Annotated in this window: 14 protein-coding genes; 11 read left to right on the plus strand and 3 right to left on the minus strand. The window is 41.8% G+C overall.

Annotation, left to right across the window (positions count from 1 at the left end; genetic code table 11):
* Window positions 1-11 precede the first annotated feature (11 nt).
* From MKX60_RS27705 to MKX60_RS27715, 3 genes are all read left to right on the plus strand, one after another.
* Window positions 12-7403 (plus strand): endo-alpha-N-acetylgalactosaminidase family protein, encoded by a 7392-nt coding sequence (locus tag MKX60_RS27705; RefSeq protein WP_076300011.1) that lies wholly within the window; start codon window positions 12-14, stop codon window positions 7401-7403.
* Between the two features lie 181 nt (window positions 7404-7584).
* Complete coding sequence (locus MKX60_RS27710; protein ID WP_341061566.1) at window positions 7585-8484, plus strand: AraC family transcriptional regulator; 900 nt, start codon at window positions 7585-7587, stop codon at window positions 8482-8484.
* Window positions 8485-8871: 387 nt separating this feature from the next.
* Entirely contained in the window at window positions 8872-9303 is a 432-nt protein-coding gene (locus MKX60_RS27715) for a GNAT family N-acetyltransferase (RefSeq protein ID WP_234529879.1), read from the plus strand.
* A 101-nt stretch (window positions 9304-9404) separates the two neighbouring features.
* On the opposite strand, the gene MKX60_RS27720 is transcribed toward MKX60_RS27715, so the two are convergent.
* Window positions 9405-10796 carry a SpoVR family protein gene (locus MKX60_RS27720; protein WP_341061567.1) on the minus strand — a complete coding sequence of 464 codons (1392 nt, stop codon included), beginning with the start codon at window positions 10794-10796 and terminating at the stop codon, window positions 9405-9407.
* Window positions 10797-11114: 318 nt separating this feature from the next.
* On the opposite strand from MKX60_RS27720, the gene MKX60_RS27725 reads away from it, so the two are divergent.
* From MKX60_RS27725 to MKX60_RS27760, 8 genes are all read left to right on the plus strand, one after another.
* Window positions 11115-12056 carry an ROK family protein gene (locus MKX60_RS27725; RefSeq protein WP_341061568.1) on the plus strand — a complete coding sequence of 314 codons (942 nt, stop codon included), beginning with the start codon at window positions 11115-11117 and terminating at the stop codon, window positions 12054-12056.
* Between the two features lie 179 nt (window positions 12057-12235).
* Window positions 12236-12997 carry a CPBP family intramembrane glutamic endopeptidase gene (locus MKX60_RS27730; RefSeq protein ID WP_042186303.1) on the plus strand — a complete coding sequence of 254 codons (762 nt, stop codon included), beginning with the start codon at window positions 12236-12238 and terminating at the stop codon, window positions 12995-12997.
* 248 nt (window positions 12998-13245) lie between these two features.
* Window positions 13246-14079 carry a DUF4362 domain-containing protein gene (locus MKX60_RS27735; RefSeq protein ID WP_341061569.1) on the plus strand — a complete coding sequence of 278 codons (834 nt, stop codon included), beginning with the start codon at window positions 13246-13248 and terminating at the stop codon, window positions 14077-14079.
* A gap of 282 nt (window positions 14080-14361) precedes the next feature.
* Complete coding sequence (locus MKX60_RS27740; protein ID WP_042186305.1) at window positions 14362-15075, plus strand: response regulator transcription factor; 714 nt, start codon at window positions 14362-14364, stop codon at window positions 15073-15075.
* Window positions 15075-16010, plus strand: a complete 936-nt coding sequence (locus tag MKX60_RS27745; RefSeq protein ID WP_341061571.1) for a sensor histidine kinase — start codon at window positions 15075-15077, stop codon at window positions 16008-16010. The genes MKX60_RS27740 and MKX60_RS27745 overlap by 1 nt, the downstream gene beginning before the upstream one ends.
* Window positions 16011-16127: 117 nt before the next feature.
* Window positions 16128-17048, plus strand: coding sequence for an ABC transporter ATP-binding protein (locus MKX60_RS27750; protein WP_042186309.1), 921 nt, complete (start codon window positions 16128-16130; stop codon window positions 17046-17048).
* Window positions 17032-17733 carry an ABC transporter permease gene (locus MKX60_RS27755; protein WP_231573408.1) on the plus strand — a complete coding sequence of 234 codons (702 nt, stop codon included), beginning with the start codon at window positions 17032-17034 and terminating at the stop codon, window positions 17731-17733. The genes MKX60_RS27750 and MKX60_RS27755 overlap by 17 nt, the downstream gene beginning before the upstream one ends.
* A 206-nt stretch (window positions 17734-17939) precedes the next feature.
* Window positions 17940-19580: a PAS domain-containing sensor histidine kinase gene (locus MKX60_RS27760; protein ID WP_341061573.1), complete on the plus strand. Its 1641-nt coding sequence runs from the start codon at window positions 17940-17942 to the stop codon at window positions 19578-19580.
* A 60-nt stretch (window positions 19581-19640) separates the two neighbouring features.
* Here the strand turns inward: MKX60_RS27760 and MKX60_RS27765 are convergent, their stop codons facing one another.
* Window positions 19641-20492, minus strand: coding sequence for a DegV family protein (locus tag MKX60_RS27765; RefSeq protein ID WP_341061574.1), 852 nt, complete (start codon window positions 20490-20492; stop codon window positions 19641-19643).
* 155 nt (window positions 20493-20647) lie between these two features.
* Window positions 20648-21511 carry an AraC family transcriptional regulator gene (locus tag MKX60_RS27770; protein ID WP_179085751.1) on the minus strand — a complete coding sequence of 288 codons (864 nt, stop codon included), beginning with the start codon at window positions 21509-21511 and terminating at the stop codon, window positions 20648-20650.
* Window positions 21512-21568: the final 57 nt, after the last annotated feature.

Here is a 21568-nt window from a genome sequence, read left to right on the forward strand (position 1 = left end):
GGAAAGGTACGATGCGAAAAAAGGTTGGGAAAAAGATTTATCGATTCATGATTTGGATGATGATTTTTTTAATGGCTACAAGTCAATCAATCATATATCCAAGAAGTACGTCTTATGCTGCTGAAGGAGAAATTGGTGATTCGTTAAGTGCAGTTCACGAACAAGTAATTAAACGTATTTCTCCAACAAATGTTCAAACTTCCGTTGGTGAACCACCAGAACTCCCTTCGGTAGTACAAGCAGTTTACAACGATGATTCCATCGGCGAAGTAATGGTTAGCTGGGATGAAATCGATCCTTTAAGTTATGCGAAGGTGGGCACTTTTAACGTAGAGGGTAATGTTAAAGCCTCGGATGTCAAAGCAGAAGCGACTATTACGGTAACGGATACACAAGAGGGTACAATTGAAGAGGCGAACATAGAGGACTTCTTAAATGACATCAAATTAAATGTTCCAGAGGGTCAAGGGGCAGTATCATATACGAATAATTATCAGTCAATGGAACCGGAACCAATGACGTTCGTTAAAGGAGCAGGAACAACTTCTGTAAATAATGGACTAACCATTGCGATAACTAAAGTGGATGGCGGTGGAGCCATTGCAACATGGGATAAAGCTCCATGGCTATCTGCCGGAATTATTGATACAACGATGCGCTATACAAGTTCAGTTTCAAGTAATGTTGGTTTTGTTATAGGATCAAATGATACGAATCAAGGGGTGTCTATCCGTTACGATGCCAATACAGATTGGGTAATTCAAAGTCCGGATGGTTCAGGTAATTGGGAAGTATTCGAGGGTCCTGAACTGAAAACAGATATAGATTATCGAATACAAATCGGCTTTCATGGTACGAAGCTCGTGGTTATAGTAGACGGAGTGACATACTACAATAAGGATACGGATTTATTGAATCAGTCGACAGAGATTGGTCAGGTAGGTCTATATAAACGTTTTGCAACAGGAAATGTCTCTATTAAAGAGTTACGTATTGCAGGTGTAGGTACAAAAGATAAACCTTCAAATGTCATTGATTATGTACAAGACTATGAAGATCCTAATTATATACCTCATTGGTCAGGTTTAAATGCTCAAGTAGTGACCGATCTTACGGGTAATAAAGTTCTTTCTCTGAAAAAAGGCACAAAAGAACGGGGTGTAGATCTAGATTCCCCACAAATTCAAGAGGGTACACTCTCGTTAGATTTCAAGCTGATTAATCCAGCAAAACTAGGTAGCGGTCAAGGCTTTGCGTTTGGTTTTAGAATGAATGAAACGGCGAGCATATTCAACGAGATTGGGGTTGACCCTAGCATCTGGATACCAGAGTCTAACTCGGGTTGGGGAAGTAAATTAAATATTCCTTACCCGATCCAAGGCAGATGGAATAATCTCATGTTCAATTTTAAAGGGAAAACAATCACGGTATTTCTGAATAAAAAGGAGATCGGTGATATTACTTTTGCGCAATTCTCAGAAGTAGCTGGGTACTTCGGTCTTCGAATTCGAAGTACGGTAGAATTGCAGATTGATAATATACACTATACAAATCAGATCATAAAACCCAAACAAATTATTCAGTATAGTAATGATTTTCAAGACAGTATAACAGGCGACTGGAGTAACGGTGCAACGTCTACCATTATTACAGAAGGCGGCAACCGAATTCTAAAGTTATCTGGTCTGAACGGTGAAACATGGAATACTGATGCTCCGCTCCTACAGAGCGCGACTTATATGGCTAGTGTGAAACCTACGAATACCAATATAGGATTTGCTATTGGTAACAATGCTCAAATTACATTTGATGGTGCGAAATGGATTTTGAAAAAGGGTAACACCATCATTGATTTTGTTGCATCTGGTACTAGTACTAGTAGTTCAAATCCTAAACCTTTCGTCTGGAATAAAGTGGGTTTACAATATTCCGACTCCTCTGTAACCCTAAGCATTAACGGGTCTGAATTGTATGCAAGCTTACCGGCAGGACAGCAATTCGGAGAAGGACGTTTTGGGGTTGTTGCTCAGGATACCATATATATCGATAATATTCTTTTTACCGAAGAGTTTATGGATATGAATACGTCTACACAAACGGACAAAATGATTTACGAGGAATATTATGAAGGTAATTCTCAGCTTAATTGGGATGGGTATCATGCGACATCGCAAGTTATAGATGGATATTTGACAGGGACTATTGATGCTGGAGCAACTGCTTTTAATAGAGATATAACAGCAGTATCTAATGGAATCTATCAAGTGAAAATGAAGAGTGATGGTCAAGTTGGTGTTAAACTGGGCAATATCACCATATATCAAGAGAGCGCGGGAAAATGGAAATATCAGTTGGAAGGTAGCGAAGCTGCCATTGGCAATACTGATGCCATTGCAATAAGCAAAGATTATATTTTACGTGTGCAGGTCATTGAGAAGGAATTAAGCCTATATATAAATGGAGTATTGGTCGGTAATGTACCAGTATCTGCATATTCCCCAGGGGCATTTGGCTTATATAACACAACTGATGCTGCAATTAAGGTGAATGTAGATGCAATAACCGCAGAAGAAATCAGAGTATACCAACCAAATTATTCGGCACAGAATTGGGGCTCTCTGGATAGTAGTAATCCGGTGGTAGAGAGTAACGGAGATGGTCAAATTCAATTAAACATGCCAGGTGTAGCACTAGCCGTGGATAAGGATAGCCCTAAATTGATGGATCAGAAGGTTACTTTTGATTACAAAACAAATGTAGACGCTGGAGCAACTGGTGGGCGATATGGATTTATATTAAGAGGATCCACGGATAATGCATATGTATCGGTTAATCATGACATTAACGGCGTTTGGAAATTGTTTGCAAATGGAAACGAGGCTACTTTCTCAAACTCATATGAGATGCTAGCCGATACACTTTATCATATCGAACTTCGTTTAGTAGGAACAACCATAAGCTTCAAGATTACGGACCCCGATGGCGTGACAACGGATATGGGATCGGTATCTGAAGAAGAAATGACTATGCAGCCAGGTTGGCTTGGACTTCGATCTTGGTATGGAAGTAAAAAGATGACAGTGAGCAATGTAAAGATGGTAGAGCTAGAGTCACTACCTAAGCTTCAGGTTGCCTCAGAGACAGATACGATCACTAAAGATGGTTTAAACGTTACAGTATATAAAGATTTCCCGGGTATTGTTGAATATCAAGTTGATGAACGTAAACTACAGGCTAGCGAGGAGCAAACGAATAGTCTGAAGATCAACAATATGGATTATGTGCCTCGCACCATATCTAATAAAGAGAGCGATAGTAAGTATCAGTATACAATGATGATTGACGAGATTGGTGTTGTCATCGAAGCACATATTGAGGCGAAAGCGAATCATGTCGTACGTTTTGAAATTGATAAAATAACTGAAAAACCGGATGGGTTTGTTGTCCGTTCGATTCAAATTAACAATTCTCTAATCCATGTGAATAGCGCTATGGAAAATGCAACGTATGCATGGAGTAAATCGGATGGAGCATGGCACGGATTAACAGAAGAACTGGTCGATAACATGAATCTCATGAAACAGAGTAGCGCTTCAGGCGTTACGATGGCTATGGTGAGCGGAAATGGCTTGGGAGCATCGATTGAAGACAATGTAATCAGCGGTGGCAATAAAATGATTGTGACCACGGAAAAGAAACCACTTGTCAATAAAGTGACAGTGAAGCCGGGTACTTGGACGTATCGCCATCTTCAAAGTAATGAAACGGAAGAACTGCCTTGGTATGAGGTAGTTGTGACAAATGATCGGAATAATGACGGTAAAACAGATTGGCAGGATGCAGCTGTTGCTTATCGGACGAATATTTTTAAGGAGCCATTTGGTGCTCGGGATATGCAGAACAATATGATGTACATCGCATTCAACTTTGCTAGCCAGGCAAATGATCCTTTCTTGAATTCGTTGGATACGGGTAAAATTCTGTACAATTATACTGATGGCTTTGGACAGATGATTCTTCATAAGGGATATCAGGCAGAGGGCCATGATGATGATATTCCATCCTATTCCAACATTGGTGTGAGGCAGGGTGGATTGGATGAATTAAACTATCTCATCAATGAGGGCGATAAGTATAATCTTAACGTGGGTGTTCATCTCAATGCAACAGAGTATCAACTTGATGCTAACGAACTGAATTATTCCAACTTAAATGGAGCATCATCAAAAGGGCCGACAGTAGATAGGCTTTCCGGAGGTTGGGATTGGATTGATACGTCTTATTATGTTGATCAGACGAAGGATGTCTTGAGTGGGAATCTAGAGTCACGGTTCAAAAACTTATTTAATCTGACGAAGGATTCTTTGAGCCCGAATGATCCTACATTAGACTTCTTCTATATTGATGTGTATACAGGCAATGATTACAATGCCTATAAATTGCTGCAATACGCTAATAATCTTGGACTAAAAGTAGGAACGGAATTTGCCGGCCCATTAGAGCCCGGTGTGGATTTTGTTCACTGGGGTCCAGATTTAGGATATCCGAATAAGGGGAATTCTAGCATTCTATCAAGAATAGTGAAGAATAATCTAGATATTTTCGTTGGAAATGCCTTATTCAAAGGACAAAAAATACCAGGTGTGACAACGTGGGGAGATTCCAAACCGGATGTACAGCAAGGTGTAACTGTATTCTTTAACGAAGTATTACCTACGAAGTTCATGCAACATTTTGGTGTTATGAAATATGAAGAGGATCAAATTACGTTTGATAACGAAGTGATCTCTAAGAGAAATAAATTAACGAATATGATTGAGTTATCTAAAAATGGCAAGCTTATATCTTCTTGGAAAGATACGGGGACGACAACAGACGAATCAGAGCGTCATACTGGTGAAGCGAATTCGTTAATTCCTTGGGTTTGGGATATGAAGACCAATAAGATCTTGGGTGTAAACGAAGGTGCAAGACTATATCACTGGAATACAACAGGCAACGCGACAACTTGGCAGTTGACGGATGAATTTAAAGATGTGAGCCAATTCAATATGTATGAGCTGACACAACAAGGCAAAGTGTTAGTCGATACAGTTGTTGCTCATGATGGATCTCTCACGATAAATAAGGCTAAGAAAAATACACCTTATGTGCTTTATCCTACATCAGCGGATGCTCTAGTATTGGTCCCTGCTGCAACAAATTGGGGTGAAGGCAGTCTTATTAAGGATTTCGCCTTTAATTCTGAGCAATTGAATGTTCCAGGTTCCTGGACAGCTGATGATCTAAGTAATATTACAATCAAGACAGTGCAAGGTGATCGCGAATACGATACCAGCAAAGAAATGAACAAATCGAATTGGAATAAATACGCTGAGGTTGGAAACAAAGCGGGTATCTTGTCTCAGGAAATTAATGGACTACAGCCTGGTGAGGATTATACTGTCGGGGTGTGGACTCAGACGGAGAAAGGAAGAAAATCTTCTCTGCAGGTTACAATTAACGGTAAAACCTATTCTAATCATGTGACAGGGCAGGACGGTATCCATAACTCATCCTTCAAGTATGTCGATACAACATGGCAGAGAATGAATGTTGAATTTAAGGTTCCTGAAGGTGTTACTACTGCAACAGTGAAGTTGCTAGCTGATTCAGGAGTTGGTACTGTACAATTTGATGATGTTCGTATTTGGAAGCATACGTCAGTGGAGAAGGATCCTACGAATAAAAATTATGTTGTGTATGAGGATTTCGAGAATGTGTATGAAGGTTGGGGTCCATTTGAGTATGGTGGTGGGTCTAGACAAATTCATATTGCAACTGACCAAAGTAATCCACACGATAACAATCCTATCGTTCAGGCAGCTGAGAACAAAGTTGGTCCTGTGATGACTTGGGTTCTGAATGGTGAAAACTCGCTAAAAATGAATGAAACAGATGTGGGTAAACTCATTAAAACAAACGAATCTAGCGTGAAATTGAAGCCAAATAAAGAATATGAGTTAGGATTTATCTATACTTCAGAAACGAATGTTGGTTATGAAGTGTCGGTACAATCACGTTCTTCAAAAGAGATTGTATTAAAGGAAACGCTAGGTAATTTAACCAATCCAGGCAATAAAGCTGGAGAAAATGGCGGTTATATCACATTCAAGCAAAGCTTTACAACCGGTAATCAGGATGATTATCAAGTAATTTTCAAAATGATTACCAAAGGTTCGGGAAAAGCTACATCTGATTTTGCTTTTATTCTAGATGATTTTTATATTAAGGGAAGTAATCTAGACATCTCTAAAGATCTCCTTCAACAAACGATTACCGATGCATCAGCATTAAAGAGTTCAGATTATTCATCTGAAACCTGGGCAATCGTTGCGGCTGCTCTGGATAAAGCGGAGAAGATTCTGAAGGACCCTAGCGCTACGATTACTTTACTAGATGAAACGCGAGTAGAGCTTGAAAATGCAATAAAAAGTCTTGTATTCGCTCTTACCATTGTAGCTATAGAGGATGTAAAGATTGAAACAGAAGTTGGCTTGGCGCCGAAACTGCCTGCGGAAGTAACTGTGACCCTGAGCAATCATACGATACAGAAAACGTTGGTTGTATGGGATGAGATTCATTCTTCGAGTTATGCACAAGCGGGGAGCTTCCAAGTAAAAGGCACGGTTGCTGGGACTGATATGAAAGCGATAGCGATTGTAACGGTCAAAGCAAAGGAAAGTCATCAATCAGATAAAGATTCTGGCAATGTTTCTAACCCAAGTTCTAACCCAAGTTCAGGTGCGAAACCGGAGACTACTCCAAATTCAGGAACCGGATCAGATCAAGGATCTGAAACCAAACTTAAATTCTTTGTCGATACCGTGGGTCACTGGGCAAATAAGGATATTGAGGCTTTGGTGAGTAAAGGTATCCTGAAGGGGATAACAGATCAGAATTTTGCTCCGGACAAGATGATTAACCGTTCTGAAATCGCAGCGATCCTGGCACGAGCTCTAGGTCTTGAAGTAAAAGGATTAACGTCATTTAAGGATGTGCCGCAAGATAAATGGTACAGCGATAGTGTTATTGCTACAGCAGATGCTGGGTTGCTTAAAGGGTATGTAGGTAATTTGTTTGATCCGATGAAGCCTCTAAGCCGTCAGGAAATGGCAGTTATTATGGCAAGAGTGCTTGAATTGAAGGGGAAATCACCTAAAGTATCAGATGCTACGCAAGCTGTACTAGCTACGTATATAGATGCGGATCAGGCAGGTATATGGTCAAAGCAGGCATTGGCTACTTGCATCGAATTGGGTCTAATCCAAGGGACCCCTGATCATAAACTCAATCCGAAGAGTAATTTGACTCGTGCGGAAGCTGCAGTCATGATCAGCAGATTATTAACGTATTTAGGTTAGGAATATTCAATCGAATTGGTAAAAGTGAAAAAGGGATGTAGTGGCTTAATCAGGCTGCTTCATCCTTTTTTTTTGCGCTTATTAAAGAGAAAGAAAAGGGGTTGAACATAGCTCAGCAAAACAGGAACAACGATTCTCACATCCAGTTGATATAATGAAATCACCGTACGGGGGAAGGTTGGTGCTGCACTTGAATTACAGTAAAGATATAGAGAAATGTGTTGAATATATTGAAGCTCATATCAAAGAAAATATTTCAGTAGAAGAAATAGCCGCTGAGGTCGGATATTCGGTGTATCATTTTTGCCGAGTGTTTAGCCTATGCAAGGAAATGTCCGTGATGGAATATGTGCGGAGCCGGAAATTATCTTTAGCGTCCATTGAATTGTTTGCCGGTAGAAGAATCATTGATATCGCGCTGGACTATGGTTTTGAGACACAAAGTGGATTCACTAAGGCCTTTCGCAAGGCTTTTGGCTATAGCCCGACACAGTATGCCGCACGGATGGACGGATTTACTAAAGGAAAAACACTAATTGAAATCGGAGGTTTTATAATGAACCCTGTTATTGTTCGCAAGCCTGCATTTAAGGTCGCTGGGTATGGGATCCAAACTAATGTTGCTGGAAGTATGTACACCAAGGATATTGCATCTTTTTGGAGTCATTATGAGGGTGAGAATCTGGAGTCCAAAATGTATAAAATACTAAACCCGCCTAAACACGGAGAAGTCGGCTTATGTATTCCTTCCTCAGATAATGGTAATGCGACTTATCTTCTAGGTGTTATTGTAGAGGACTACTCCAAGGTGGAAGATGATATGTTGACGATGGATGTGCCAGAAGCCGAATATGCTGTGTTCACAACGCCGCCAGTGGATACATCAACGGATACAGAGCAAATACAGTTTGCACAGGTTATAAAAAGCACATGGAAGTATATCTTCGAAGAATGGTTTAAGGATAGTGGCTACGATTATGATGATAGTAAACTGGATTTCGAATTCTATGATGAACGCTGCCACTCGCGTCCGGATACGGTAATGGAGATCTATGTTCCAGTGAAAAAATCGACAGTATAATTTGAACGAAATAATAAAGCAAAGGGAAAGCTCCTCGGTGATGACAGTAACTACGGGAATGTTTGGACTTTCGGTCGCTGTTGTCTCCAGATGTTCTTGATTTTTACCGCTTATGCGGATAACATCCGAAGACAAAGGCGAGCGCTACGCTCCTACAGTTCCAAACTTCCCTACGTTACTTTCACCTCTGCAGCATTTGCCATGTTCTAATTATTCAGTCGATACGGGGTGTCGACGTAAGAAGGTCCGCAGCGGGTTACACGCTGCGGGCTTTCTCATTTATTGTAGCTAAAATGAATTGATTAGGACATGATTGACGTTTATCCCCTCCCGTAGTCTAATAGATTAAATAGACGTGTAACTTGATAATCTCGGGGAGTGAAACAGATGATTAGAGAAGCAAAAGTAGAGGACTGGAAAGACATATCCGAATTATTAGAGCAGTTGGGTTATCCAGAGACAGAAGCATTCATGCAAGAAAAAATAGAAAAGCTAGTCCTGCATCCGGATGAGGAATTATTAGTTTTCGAGGAAGATCATAAAGTAGTCGCCTGCATTTCCATGCATTACATACCTCAATTAGGGCTCACAGGGGATACTGCAATTATAAGCTATCTTGTGGTAAGTAATGCGATTAGGAGCAAAGGCATTGGACGGATGCTTGAGGAATATTGCACTGATTTAGCTAGAAAAAGAAACTGTGACCGAATTCAAGTTCATTGCCACTCTAGAAGAACTGATGCGCATAGATTTTATGCCCGACAAGGATTTACTGAGGCTCCGAAATATTTTTCAAAGATGTTAAATGAATCCGAGTAATCAACAGACCAAATAAAGAGCGGCAGACCAGGGACGTACTACGCGTCCAGTTCTGCCGCTTTATTATTCAAGCAATAGAGCACTACTCACTTATTCCTCTTTTAAATAAACTTCCGCTGCACCTTTTTGCCATCATACGAGAACCGCGCCTTTTTGTCCTCCACGACGGTCTGTAGATGAACGGTGCGCCCCCATAATGAGTAGATATGCGGGAGTGTGCGCTCCAGGTACTTCAGATCCAGCTCGATACTTTCATAGCGGTGGGTGATAAATAACTCGCCATTCTTCTCGAAGTCGGCATCTTCTATGACCAAGTAAGGTGACCCGCCATTGACTCGAGCGAGTACCAGTTGATCACGTACGTTTTCCCATGCTTTGTCGGTGATTTTCCATTCCGGCCCTTTTTTCTCAAAAACATAAAGATCGAGGTCGTTCACCAGTTCTTTGGAGAGATAGCTGCGGATAAAAGAGGTATCGGACTCCAGCTCGCGTACCTCAAATATTTTTTCGCGGTCCCAGCGGCGTTCGATGTCTTCGAAGATTTTTAGACCAAGATAGTATGGATTCAGGCTTTGCCGTGAGGGCTGCACGACGGAGGAATTCAGTTTAGCGTATTCTACGGTTTCTTCAACGGTCAGATCCAGTTCACGGACGATACGCTGATGCCAGTACGAAGCCCAGCCTTCGTTCATGATCTTTGTCTCCATTTGTGGCCAGAAGTAGAGCATTTCATCATGGAGCATCGTCATAATGTCGCGCTGCCAATCCTCCAAGACGGTGGAATATTGCTGGATGAACCAGACAATATCTTTTTCCGGCTCAGGTGGGAAAGCTCGGTTGCCAGAAGGTGCTTCCTGAGGTCCAGAATTACTCTTGTCTAGATTCCATAACTCGTCGTACGGATTAGATGATTTGGAGCCACCCGGAGGGGTATCCTTGAGTTCTTTCATTTTGGCTTCCAGCAGATGGGTCTTACCTAGCTTGCGCGGCTGAATCAGGCTGGGATCTATATGCTCTTGAATGGCCAGCACCGAATCAATGAATTTCTCCACAGCATCGGTGCCGTAGGTTACTGAATAGCCGGCGATTCGGTCCGCTGTAGCCGACATGCTCTCGACCATATCCCGGTTGGACATGGAGAAACGCATGTTATTTTTGAAAAAATCGCAGTGCGCCAGCACGTGAGCTACGATCAGCTTGTTCTGAATCAGCGAGTTTCCGTCGAGCAGGAAGGCATAACAAGGGTTGGAGTTAATGACGAGCTCGTATATTTTACTCAGCCCGAAATCGTATTGGGATTTCATTTTGTGAAATGTTTTTCCGAAGCTCCAGTGACCAAATCGTGTCGGCATTCCATAAGCGCCGAATGTATAAATAATATCTGCAGGGCATATTTCATAACGCATGGGATAAAAATCCAAGCCGAAGCCAGTAGCTATTTCCGTAATTTCAGCAATCGCCCGCTCCAACGCATTAATTTCTTCGCTTGGCATGATTCTGTGCTCCCTCCTATAATTCTGTAGATCCAACCTGAATAAACCCTCACGAAATGGGGTTTGGCTTCATATAGATGGGTCGATCAATGTAGTTCATATTATGTATATGGGTAGGGGAGGGGCAATATGACGGGAGGGAGAATCCGTTATATATCTTTATGATTTTCTCAAGGTGATTCGTAAGTAGCTTGCAGTTATCAAAATACCATCATATTAATTATCGTGGAGAATTATTAATTCAATAGAAGAATAGAATGGTTATGGCGCACGAGTAGTGAAAGCTGGCGTATCCAAGGTCTGGGATGTGAGTCTCCTTTGAAGCCTAAAGTCGTGATCGCTTTAGACGTGGGAGGAACCTTTATTAAGTCTGGTTTGGTCGTGGATGGAGAATTGCTACAGGCTAGCTGCAAGCAACATCCTTCCTTCGCTGACCAAGCTGCCGATGTGATTATAGACCAATTTATTTCTATATTTGAAGATCAATATCAGTTCTATTCCGTTACACTAGGGAAATCCTCAGACTGTACTTGGCGCATCAGTCTCGCCTTTCCCGGGCCCTTTGATTATCAGCAAGGTATCTGTTATATTCAGGGGCTTAGTAAATATGAGGCGTTGTATGGTAAGAATATACGAGAAGTATTATATACCCGGTTCAATACCTTACAACATAAGGAATGGGCGAAGCACCTGCTGCAGGCAGATATTCGATTTGAGAATGATGCGAAGCTGTTTGCCTTAGGCGTAAGCAGATTATTTCCAAATGAAAGATATATTTCATTAACTTTAGGGACAGGGTTAGGCTCCGCATTTATTGATCGTGTATTGATCCTGAACGAAGGACCAGGGGTTCCCGAGGACGGTTGGCTTTTTGATAAACCTTTCCTGGAGAGCACCATAGATAACGCCTTCTCACGTCGCGGAATTCTTCGCCTGGCTGAGCAGATGGGAGCTCTAGAAAAAGGAATGGACGTGAAGGAACTCGCAGAACAAGCAAGAAACGGGAATAGCTTGTGCTGCAAGGTGTTTGAAGAATTCGGTACACGATTGGCTAGGATGCTAAAGTCCTATGTTATAGACTATCAGCCAAACCGCATCGTTATTGGCGGACAGATTGCCAAGAGCATCGATTTATTTAGTCCCGCCCTCCAGAAGGGATTGGCTGATTCATCTATTGGTATATTTACTTCAGAAAATGTGTTCGAACACACGCTTATCGGAATATCGAGATTATTTGACGATTCCTTAGGATTCAATTGATAATTCAAAGATAACCAGTTACCGATCGATGTCGGTGACTGGTTATTTTTATGCTCCATCTTTGGCCAGAAATTGAGCATTTCATCAGGGATTATAAATGAACTTGTCGGTTCATTTATAGTTCATATTCCAGTGATAGGATTCACAGTATAATAATAAGCGTTGGAAGGTCGTGCAACATGACAAAAGTAAAACAAACCGTAGATTATCCATTGTATAATGGACAGCCGTATTTCATGCCTATTGGCAAATGGGTAGTGATCCTTGCAAGTATCGTTGTAGGCTATTTAACAATGACAGTAGAGATTCCTTTTCTGCCTAATGAAGTGCAGAGCAAGATTGCTCCGTTTCTATTCACGCTGTTTCCGTTAATCGCATTAGTGTGGGCAACCAAAGGGAAGTTAGGAATTCTCTTCAAAAAGCCTGAAGTAAGTCATGTATTATACGGGATTTTATTCTTTATTATTAATTTCATCGTAACGTTGGGGGTAGCCGCGCTGCTTTCATCGATGGGAGCTGTAACAGTAAATGCGGTGCTAGGTCATGGGGATACCCTTTCAACAGGTGAGAAGCTCTGGACATTGTTCTTCTCAGGATTTCAATTAATTGGCGAGGAATTGTTAACGATCTTGCCATTCCTGGCGATTATGCAGCTTTGCTTTATTGGCTTTAAAATGTCACGCAAGGCGTCCGTGTTTATTGCATTAATCGTAACAGCGCTCATTTTTGGTGCACTACACTTAAAAACGTACAATTTTAATTTTGCTCAGGCCATTCTGGGAATCGGAATCGCTCGAATTATTCTAACGCTTGCTTACATGAAAACAAAGAATATCTGGACGTCGATCATTGCACATATTTTAAATGACTGGGCAATATTTGGGACTAGTATGTTAGGTGGCGCAGTAGCAGCACCGTTCCTGATGCATTTCTTGCATTAAGAGCCGGAGGAATTTCCGTAGACTCACAAAGAGGTTAAGCATATAGTGCGATATATATTGAGAAGATTTCTGAGGTACAAAAGCACAGCTGATTGGATATCCAATCGGCTTTTTTTGCTATCTGGTTTAAATTTCTATCAATCTCTCTATCATCAGATATCCCTCTGAAGGGATACCCAGCCCCCGTTATTATTGGTATACTTTAACAAAAGATTCTACTTATGGAGTGTTTAAGGAGGTTATGATCGATGAGATCGAGCGGTATTCTTCTGATTTTTATAGCGCTTATAGTAACCGGTTGCTTTAACCAGCCATCCAATGGAGAAGACAAATTCACAACTACCATTAATGAACAAGAAGATGTGATAAACAGCCATGGAATGATTGTTAAGAATCTTAAGAAGTTGGATGCTTTTATCCAAAATAAAGCGGGTAAGCAGCGTGTGGTTCATTACACAATTGAGGGTGATCCGATCTTTAATGACTTGAAATATACTGACCAAGGGATTGAAATGCGGCATGATAATTCCGAAGATACGTTTGGTAGTCCCCAAGTAACCACATACACTTGTCAGAACCTTGTTAGAAACGAAACGGATAAACTTCTGTCGTATACCTTAACGGGCTGCGAGGGCGAACAAGCAAAGATCGAGCTGCTACAGATTCCTTTTGACGTAACGAAACAAGATAAGTTTGAGTTTGTTTTAAAGTATGGTGTGAACCAAAAGAACGAAATGAATACGATAGAGAAGAAGTTGGTCAAAGATCTCCAGAATGGGGAAGTAGTCGAGGTTAGCGATTTTGAGCTTTCTGAACAGGAACGAGGACAAATCTATAAAGAAATGGTACTAGCGAATTACTTAGGTGAAAAAGAGTTATCTACCGAGTGTAATCGAAAACCTGCTGTAAGTTACGATTTATCGGTTCAGATTAATAGTGGAGAGCGTCATTATCAGTGGACGGAATGCCAGAATACTGAGGATGATGGTCAGATGACTGAACTAGCTCAAGCGATCATTAAGATCGTGCAGGCTGGAAGCATTTATAAGCAACTGCCTGAGGTTAAGGGGCATTACGAATAATTTAAATAAGTTGAACTAAAACATTCTAAAAAGGAAGAGTGGCGGAGGGGAAGTTTGGAACAGTAGGAGCGATAGCGTTCGCCTGAAAGCTTTCCGTAGGAAAGCTCGCTTCGGAAGAATGGGCCGTCACCGGATTTCAACCGTGAAACACGGTATATAATCAAGAAATCTGGGGACAACAGCGACCGGAAGTCCAAACATTCACCGCAGTCATGTTTACCTTAAAGAAATACCTTAAGTTTTTAACTAATTTTTATTCTCAGATCATTGGAGGCAGCATTCATGCACCGAATATTGTTAATTGAAGATGACGAAGCAATTAGTGAAATGGTTAGGTCCTATTTAGTAAAAGAGGGCTATGAAGTGGAAACGGCGTTTGATGGTGAAGTAGCGGAAAGGACATTCCGTACTAGTAATCCTTTTGATCTTGTATTATTAGATCTCATGCTGCCCAAGCGCAGCGGTACTGATATTCTCCAGACGATCCGTGCGACAAGTCTAGTTCCGGTGTTGATCATGTCAGCCAAGGACAGCGATGTGGATAAAGCGCTTGGACTTGGCTTTGGGGCGGATGATTATATTACCAAGCCATTTTCAATGATCGAATTAGCTGCAAGAGTGAAGGCTGCGATTCGAAGAGCGGGTTATGCTACTCCCACCATCCAACCGGAAGCTCCAATTCCTGCGAAGCAAAAGATTTCCATTGGTGGCCTGACTGTAGATTTGGATAATTTCTCTGCGCTAAAGAACGGGGAAGAAGTGAAGTTAACGTCTAAGGAATTTCATATTCTTAAGCTGTTCGTTACGCATCCGGGCAGGGTCTTCACCAAAGCGCAGATTTATGCTAGCGTATGGGCAGATGATTATTTCGGAGATGAGAACGTTATTAATGTACATATGAGAAGATTACGCGAAAAAATAGAAGATGATCCCTCCCATCCAGAGTTCATCAAGACGTTGTGGGGGATCGGGTATAAGCTGGGAGAGCAGCTATAATGAGCATGGCGCTTAGTGTGGTCATTGTACTCCTGCTCGTCGTCATTGTATGGCAATATCAGCATTCGCGTAAAGCTTCCAGAGACCTGAAATATATTCATGACAAGCTAAGTAGCATCATGGCTGAAGGTTCACACGAAAGACTGCTGTTATTCAGTAGTAATGTGGAGCTGCAAAGTGTGCTGATTGATCTAAATCGGCTGCTCGACATTAATCATAAAGGAAGCATTGAGCGCGTGAAGCTGGAGAAGTCCATGCGTAATATGCTGTCGAACATTTCCCACGATCTTAAGACTCCGCTAACGGTAGTACTCGGTTATATTGAGACGATTCTTCAGGATGAACATATGCCAGCCGAGGAACGGGAACGTATGATGAATACGATTCACCAAAAAGCAAATGAAGTGATCCATCTGATGAACAAGTTCTTTGACTTGGCTAAGCTGGAATCAGGGGATCGGGAAATCAATCTTACACGTGTTGAGGCAGGTGAGGTGTGCAGACGTAATATTCTCTCTTTCTATGATATCCTTAGCGCCAAGGGCAGTGAGGTGGAGATAGAAATCCCTGATGACTCGCTTTATTTCATGGGAAACGAAGAGGCGCTTGACCGGATATTGACCAATTTGTTATCGAATGCGATTGCTTACGGGGATGCCGGAGGCGTATTAGGTTTGAAACTCTATAGTGATAAGAACAAAGTATACATAGATGTTTGGGACAGGGGAAAAGGCATTAGTGAAGTTCACCAGGATAAAGTATTCGAACGGCTCTATACACTGGAGGATTCGAGAAATCGATCATATCAAGGGAGTGGTCTGGGTCTGACGATCACCAAAAGATTAACGGAGCAGATGAATGGTACCATTACACTGGTTAGTCAACCGTTTGTGAGAACAGTATTTACCCTTTCTTTTCGTAGATTAAGCTTCTAAAGAATGAAATTGTGTACAGCTTAAGATTTTTGTAAGAATCGAGTAATAAAAAAGAAAATTCTGCTGTGTACAATAAGAACTAAGGAAGACGAGACGAAAACAAAGGGGAGCACGGAAATGACTACGATACTTCGAACAAGAAATTTAACGAAAACCTACCAAGGCAAAGAAGCCGTTAGCAATGTGAATATGAATATTAAACAAGGTGAAATTTATGGCTTTCTTGGACCGAACGGTGCCGGAAAAACAACGGTCATGAAAATGATCACGAACCTCGTTAAACCGACGAGTGGTGAGATTGAGTTTTTTAATGAAAAAATGACAAATCATTCGTATGAAATGCTCAAACGGATGGGCTGCATCATTGAATATCCAGTGTTCTATGATAAGCTGACAGCCAAAGAAAACCTGATCCTGCATGGAGAATACATGGGCTATTATGATCCGCAAGCGATTGGTGAAGCGCTGGAGCTGGTAAAGCTTACGGGTATTGATAAAAAGCCGGTGAAGCAATTTTCGCTTGGGATGAAGCAGCGCCTTGGTATTGCCAGAGCCTTTATGACGAAACCGGAGCTACTCATTCTGGATGAGCCGATTAATGGACTAGACCCTGTGGGAATCAAAGAGATGCGTGAAGTGTTCCGGATGCTTAGCCGTGAATATGGAATGACGTTACTTGTATCTAGTCATATTCTGGGGGAAATCGAGCAGATTGCTGATACTATCGGTGTGATCCGGCAGGGTGCTCTGGTAGAAGAGGTGGCGATGGATTCCATTCGCGGTCAAAATACAGAATATATCGAAGTGGTTACGAATGAGATTAACAAAGCAGTGTACGTGTTGGAGCACAAGCTTGGCCTCAATAACTTCAAAGTACTTGATCATATTACAGTAAGAATCTATGACGGCGGAATCTCACAACGTGATCTGAATAAGGCGTTAGTGCTAGCAGACGTGGAGATTGAGAGCATCAGCAAGAAACAACATACGCTGGAAGATTATTTTTTACAATTGATTGGGGGTGAAGGCGTTGCTTAAATTAATATCTTTGGAGATTCGGAAGAATAAGCTAAAGACTCTTCTTACAGGGGCAGCAATCGTCAATCTAGCTATTCTTGGGTTTATGATTATGGTTTTATTCGTTGATCGAAATGAGAATGAACCGTCGTTCGCTTCTTACGCAGATATGTTTGAGGGTGTGTTCGTTTTTGTTAAGGCTGCTTATATTATTTTCGCTTCCGTTATTATTAGCAAGCTGGTGATTGATGAGTATAAGAACAACACAATTACTCTTCTCTTCATGTACCCTATCTCACGTAAAAAGCTAATGACTGCGAAAATATTGATAGTGTTCGCCTTCACATTTGTTGCCATCATCGTGTCAGACATTGTGGTTGGCGCTATCCTAATAGGATTCAATTCTTTTGTAGGGCTTATTCCGGGTGAGTTAAACCTTCCCATGATCACTTCAGAGCTGATCAAGTTAGGCGCAAACGCATTTTACGCAGCGGGCATTGCTTTGATTCCTTTGTACTTTGGAATGAAGAAAAAATCAGTCCCTGCCACCATCGTCTCGGCGGTGTTAGTTACGTCCCTAATTTCTGGTGGATTTGATCAAGCACGCTTAGGTAATTTAGCGGCGGTGTCGATCTCACTTGGCTTGATAGGAGCAGGTATTGCCTATATGGCGATTCGCAATATTGACCATAAAGATATAGCCTAAAATATTTATAGAAATCCCTCTTAAGAATCTCAGTACGATGTGTAAGTCATCGTGGTTGGGTTCTAAAGGGGGATTTAGTGTTTATCTGCGACCGATTAAAGTATATTTGCTATAATGGTCAAAATAGAAGAATTTAAAATTTGAGATGATTTCCGCTCATTTTAGGGTAATGATAATGGATGAGAGAGCCTGAGGTGAAATGAATTGTGGATAAAGACTGGACGTCCATTCTAACACGATTGCTTTCGGAAGAGAGCGCTTATAAATCGTTATATGACCATCATCCTAATTTGATATTTGTGTTGGATAGGCAAGGTCGCTGCGTGGGAACGAATCGTACGTTCTATCTAGAATCCAGTGCAGAAGCATCGTTCCAAGATATAGGTCTGACAGCACTTAAAAGAATATACCTTGTTGATGTAGCAAGTTTTGAGGCTGCCCTGCAAGGGAATCCCTCGAGCTTTGAATTGCAAGATCTGAACAATCCCAAAGCGGACGTTGTGAAGGGAAACTTTATTCCTATAACGATAGACGAGGGAATTGTAGGTGCATTCGCGATCATACAAGTGGATAACAGCAACTATCATCATTATTCGGAAGGGTTACATGACTGGCTAAACGCATTAGCAGATTCTTTTCATGCTAAATTATCGGATAAGGTAGAACTAGAGTCAAACTTCAAATCTACTTTTGCTGCTGAAGTCGAAGATAAACGAGCGAACCTTATTCTGAACTCCGTCTCAGCTGGAATATTCGTACTAGATAATATAGGGCGAACGCTCTTTATTAACCGTGAGGGAGCAGATATGTTAGGTTACCAGCCTACAGAATTGGTTGGCCTGAAGCTGATGGAATATATTCATCAAATCCAAGGCGATGGCTCACGTTATTCAACCCCTGATTGTCAGATCAGTCTTACAATTGCAGATGGAATTATCCGCAGGAAAGACGATGAGATCTTCTGGCGTAAGGATGGAACCAGCTTTTTTGTCAATTATCGGGTGTCGCCTCTTATGGATGGGGGGATGATCTCAGGAGCAGTTATTGCTTTTAGTGATATCACGAATGCGAAAGAAATCATTCGCGCTAAAGAATCTGCGGAACAAGCGGCGCAAGCCAAATCTGATTTCTTAGCGATGATGAGTCATGAAATTCGGACACCGATGAATGGAATGATAGGGATGTCAGATCTTTTACTTGAAACTGATCTTGGAGAAGAACAGCGGGGGTATGTCGAGATTTTACGAAGCTGTAGTTACACGCTTTTACAGATCTTGAATGACATTCTTGATTTCAGCAAGATGGAAGCGGGTAAAATGCCACTGCAAACCGAATCGTTTGAACTTCGAGAGATGATATCGGACATCATTGATTTATTTACGCCTAAAGCCGAAGAGAAGAAGCTGGCCTTGCGGTGGTGGGCGGATACGAGTGTTCCAACAACGTTACTGGCTGATCCGATCCGTTTGCGACAGATTATTGTCAATCTGGTAGGCAATGCTCTGAAATTCACAGAACATGGGAGCGTTACACTATCGGTTAAGAACATTCCACTTTCGGATTCAAAAGAATATTTATTGGAATTCTCTGTCCGTGATACAGGTGTTGGGATTGCCGATAATAAACTCAATTTATTATTTCAATCCTTCTCACAGCTGCACCCGATCATCAACCGTAAATATGGCGGTACAGGGTTGGGACTCGCTATTTGTAAGCAGCTGGTTGAGCTGATGGGTGGGACAATCTTTGTAGAAAGTGAAGAGAATAAAGGTTCAACGTTCCGGTTTATGTTACCCTTCATAAAAAAAGAAGTCGAGTTAAATTCAACTTCAAATCAGGAGGGGTAAACGCACAAATCCCCGGTCCATTGACTTACGAAGCAATGGCCGGAGGTTTGCGTTAGATTATTAATTTTGAAGCATATACATGAGACCTACAGTATGTGGGCCACAATGGCTACCAATAACACAACCTGCGTTGAGGATAGCGATCTCATTCACTTGAGTCTTCTCTCGTATCGCTGTCTCTAGATAGCGAGCATCTTCTTCCGCTAAGGTATGAACAACGATGAGCAGCTCTTTATCCATCCGATCGACGTTAACCAAGGCGTTCTGGAGCATTTGTTCCACGGCTTTTTCTTTTTTGCCACGAATTTTACTAGTAGGTACGATGCTGCCGTCTACAAGTCTAAGAACAGGACGAATTTTTAGCAGACTACCGATGAAATTCTGCATACCTGAACAGCGTCCACCCATATATAAGTAATCTAGCGTATCTACCACGAATTCTGTTTCTACAAGATTACGACTCTGCTTCAGCATAGCTGCAATCTCAATGGCACTGTAACCTTTTTCAGCGGCTCTGACAGCTTTCATAACGAGAAGAGCGATGCCTCCACATAAGGTCTGTGAATCAATAACCTGTACACGCCCCTCTGGGAATTCCCCAGCAGCCAAAAGTGCATTCTGATATGTAGAGGATAGTGATGAGGAGAGACTGATATATACAATATCATCTCCACGGCTAATTACCGGATGAAAAGCGGCGATAAAGTCAGCTGGCGAAGGCGCGGCTGTCTTTGGCAATACTCCGCTTGCTGCGACACGGCGATACACTTCTTCTGGTGTGATATCTTCACCATCTTTGTAGGTTCCTTCTTCAAACACTACGTAAAGGGGAACGATGCCGATATTAAAAGTATCCTTCCAGCCTTGAGGCAAATCGGAAGTGCTGTCTGAAAATATTTTTACAGTAGACATGAATTTCTCCTTCACCGATAATCGGACGACAATAGTCATTATTGAATCACATAATCTATTTATTATACCAAGATTAAGCCGATTCTCAAAATGAAATCGTAGAAATTCTGAAAGAAAGAAAGACTATCCGGAATTCCGAATAGTCTAAGTAAGCATTAATTTTTTTTCATAACCGGTATCCAGATCTCACAGCGATAATCCTCTGCATCAGGACTTCCCGGAAGGTATAGCTCAAACTCGGGTCCTCCTGTATGCTCATAGCCTGTTGCAGGGAACCACTCCTGAAAGATCCGTGACCATGCTTGCTGAATAGCATTCGGCATTGGCCCTACTGAGGTGAACACAGCCCAACTCGCAGCTGGTATCGTCGTAGAAGCAAAGCCCTGAGCGTCCGTCTCTGGAGAGGCTTCGACAGCAATCCAATAGGAGAAGGTTTCTTTTTCGTGATTGAAATCTTTACAAATACCAAGGATGTCCTTATCAACACCGATCTCAATCAGCTTATCCGACGTACCATTTTCGTTAGCTTCAATCCACAGCTGGGGGATACGGCGTAAATTCTCCCCATCTTTCGTTGTCATTTCCTCTACTAGTCCGATAACATTAAAAGCGTCTCTTGTCTCAATTCTGTAGTCCATTTCTTTATCTCCCTTCAGTGATAGATGGAAGGAGAGTCTAGGGAAGGCTTTGAGCTGAACCCCTGACTCCCGCGCAGCAGAAGGAGTAATTCCATGTGCTTTGCGGAATGCTTTGGCAAACGACTCGGGAGAGTCATATCCGTATTTTAATGAGACATCTAGCACCTTAACTTTAGAAATAGCGAGTTCCTGTGCCGCCAGAGTTAGTTTCCGTTTACGGATATAGTCTTTGACTGATACTCCGGTGAGCATGTAGAACATACGCTGGAAGTGAAAAGGGGAGGAATAAGCAACCTTTGCTATATCTTCTATATTAAAGGTTTCCTCCATTTTGCTCTCCATATAATCTAAAGCTTCTTTCATGCGGATAAGCCATTCCAAGCCTGCCATCTCCCTTTGAGTTCATACTATCATGCCACCATTTGCAAATCCTGTTAT

Origin of the sequence: Paenibacillus sp. FSL R5-0914, from assembly GCF_038004525.1 — a bacterium.
GTDB lineage: Bacteria > Bacillota > Bacilli > Paenibacillales > Paenibacillaceae > Paenibacillus_AQ.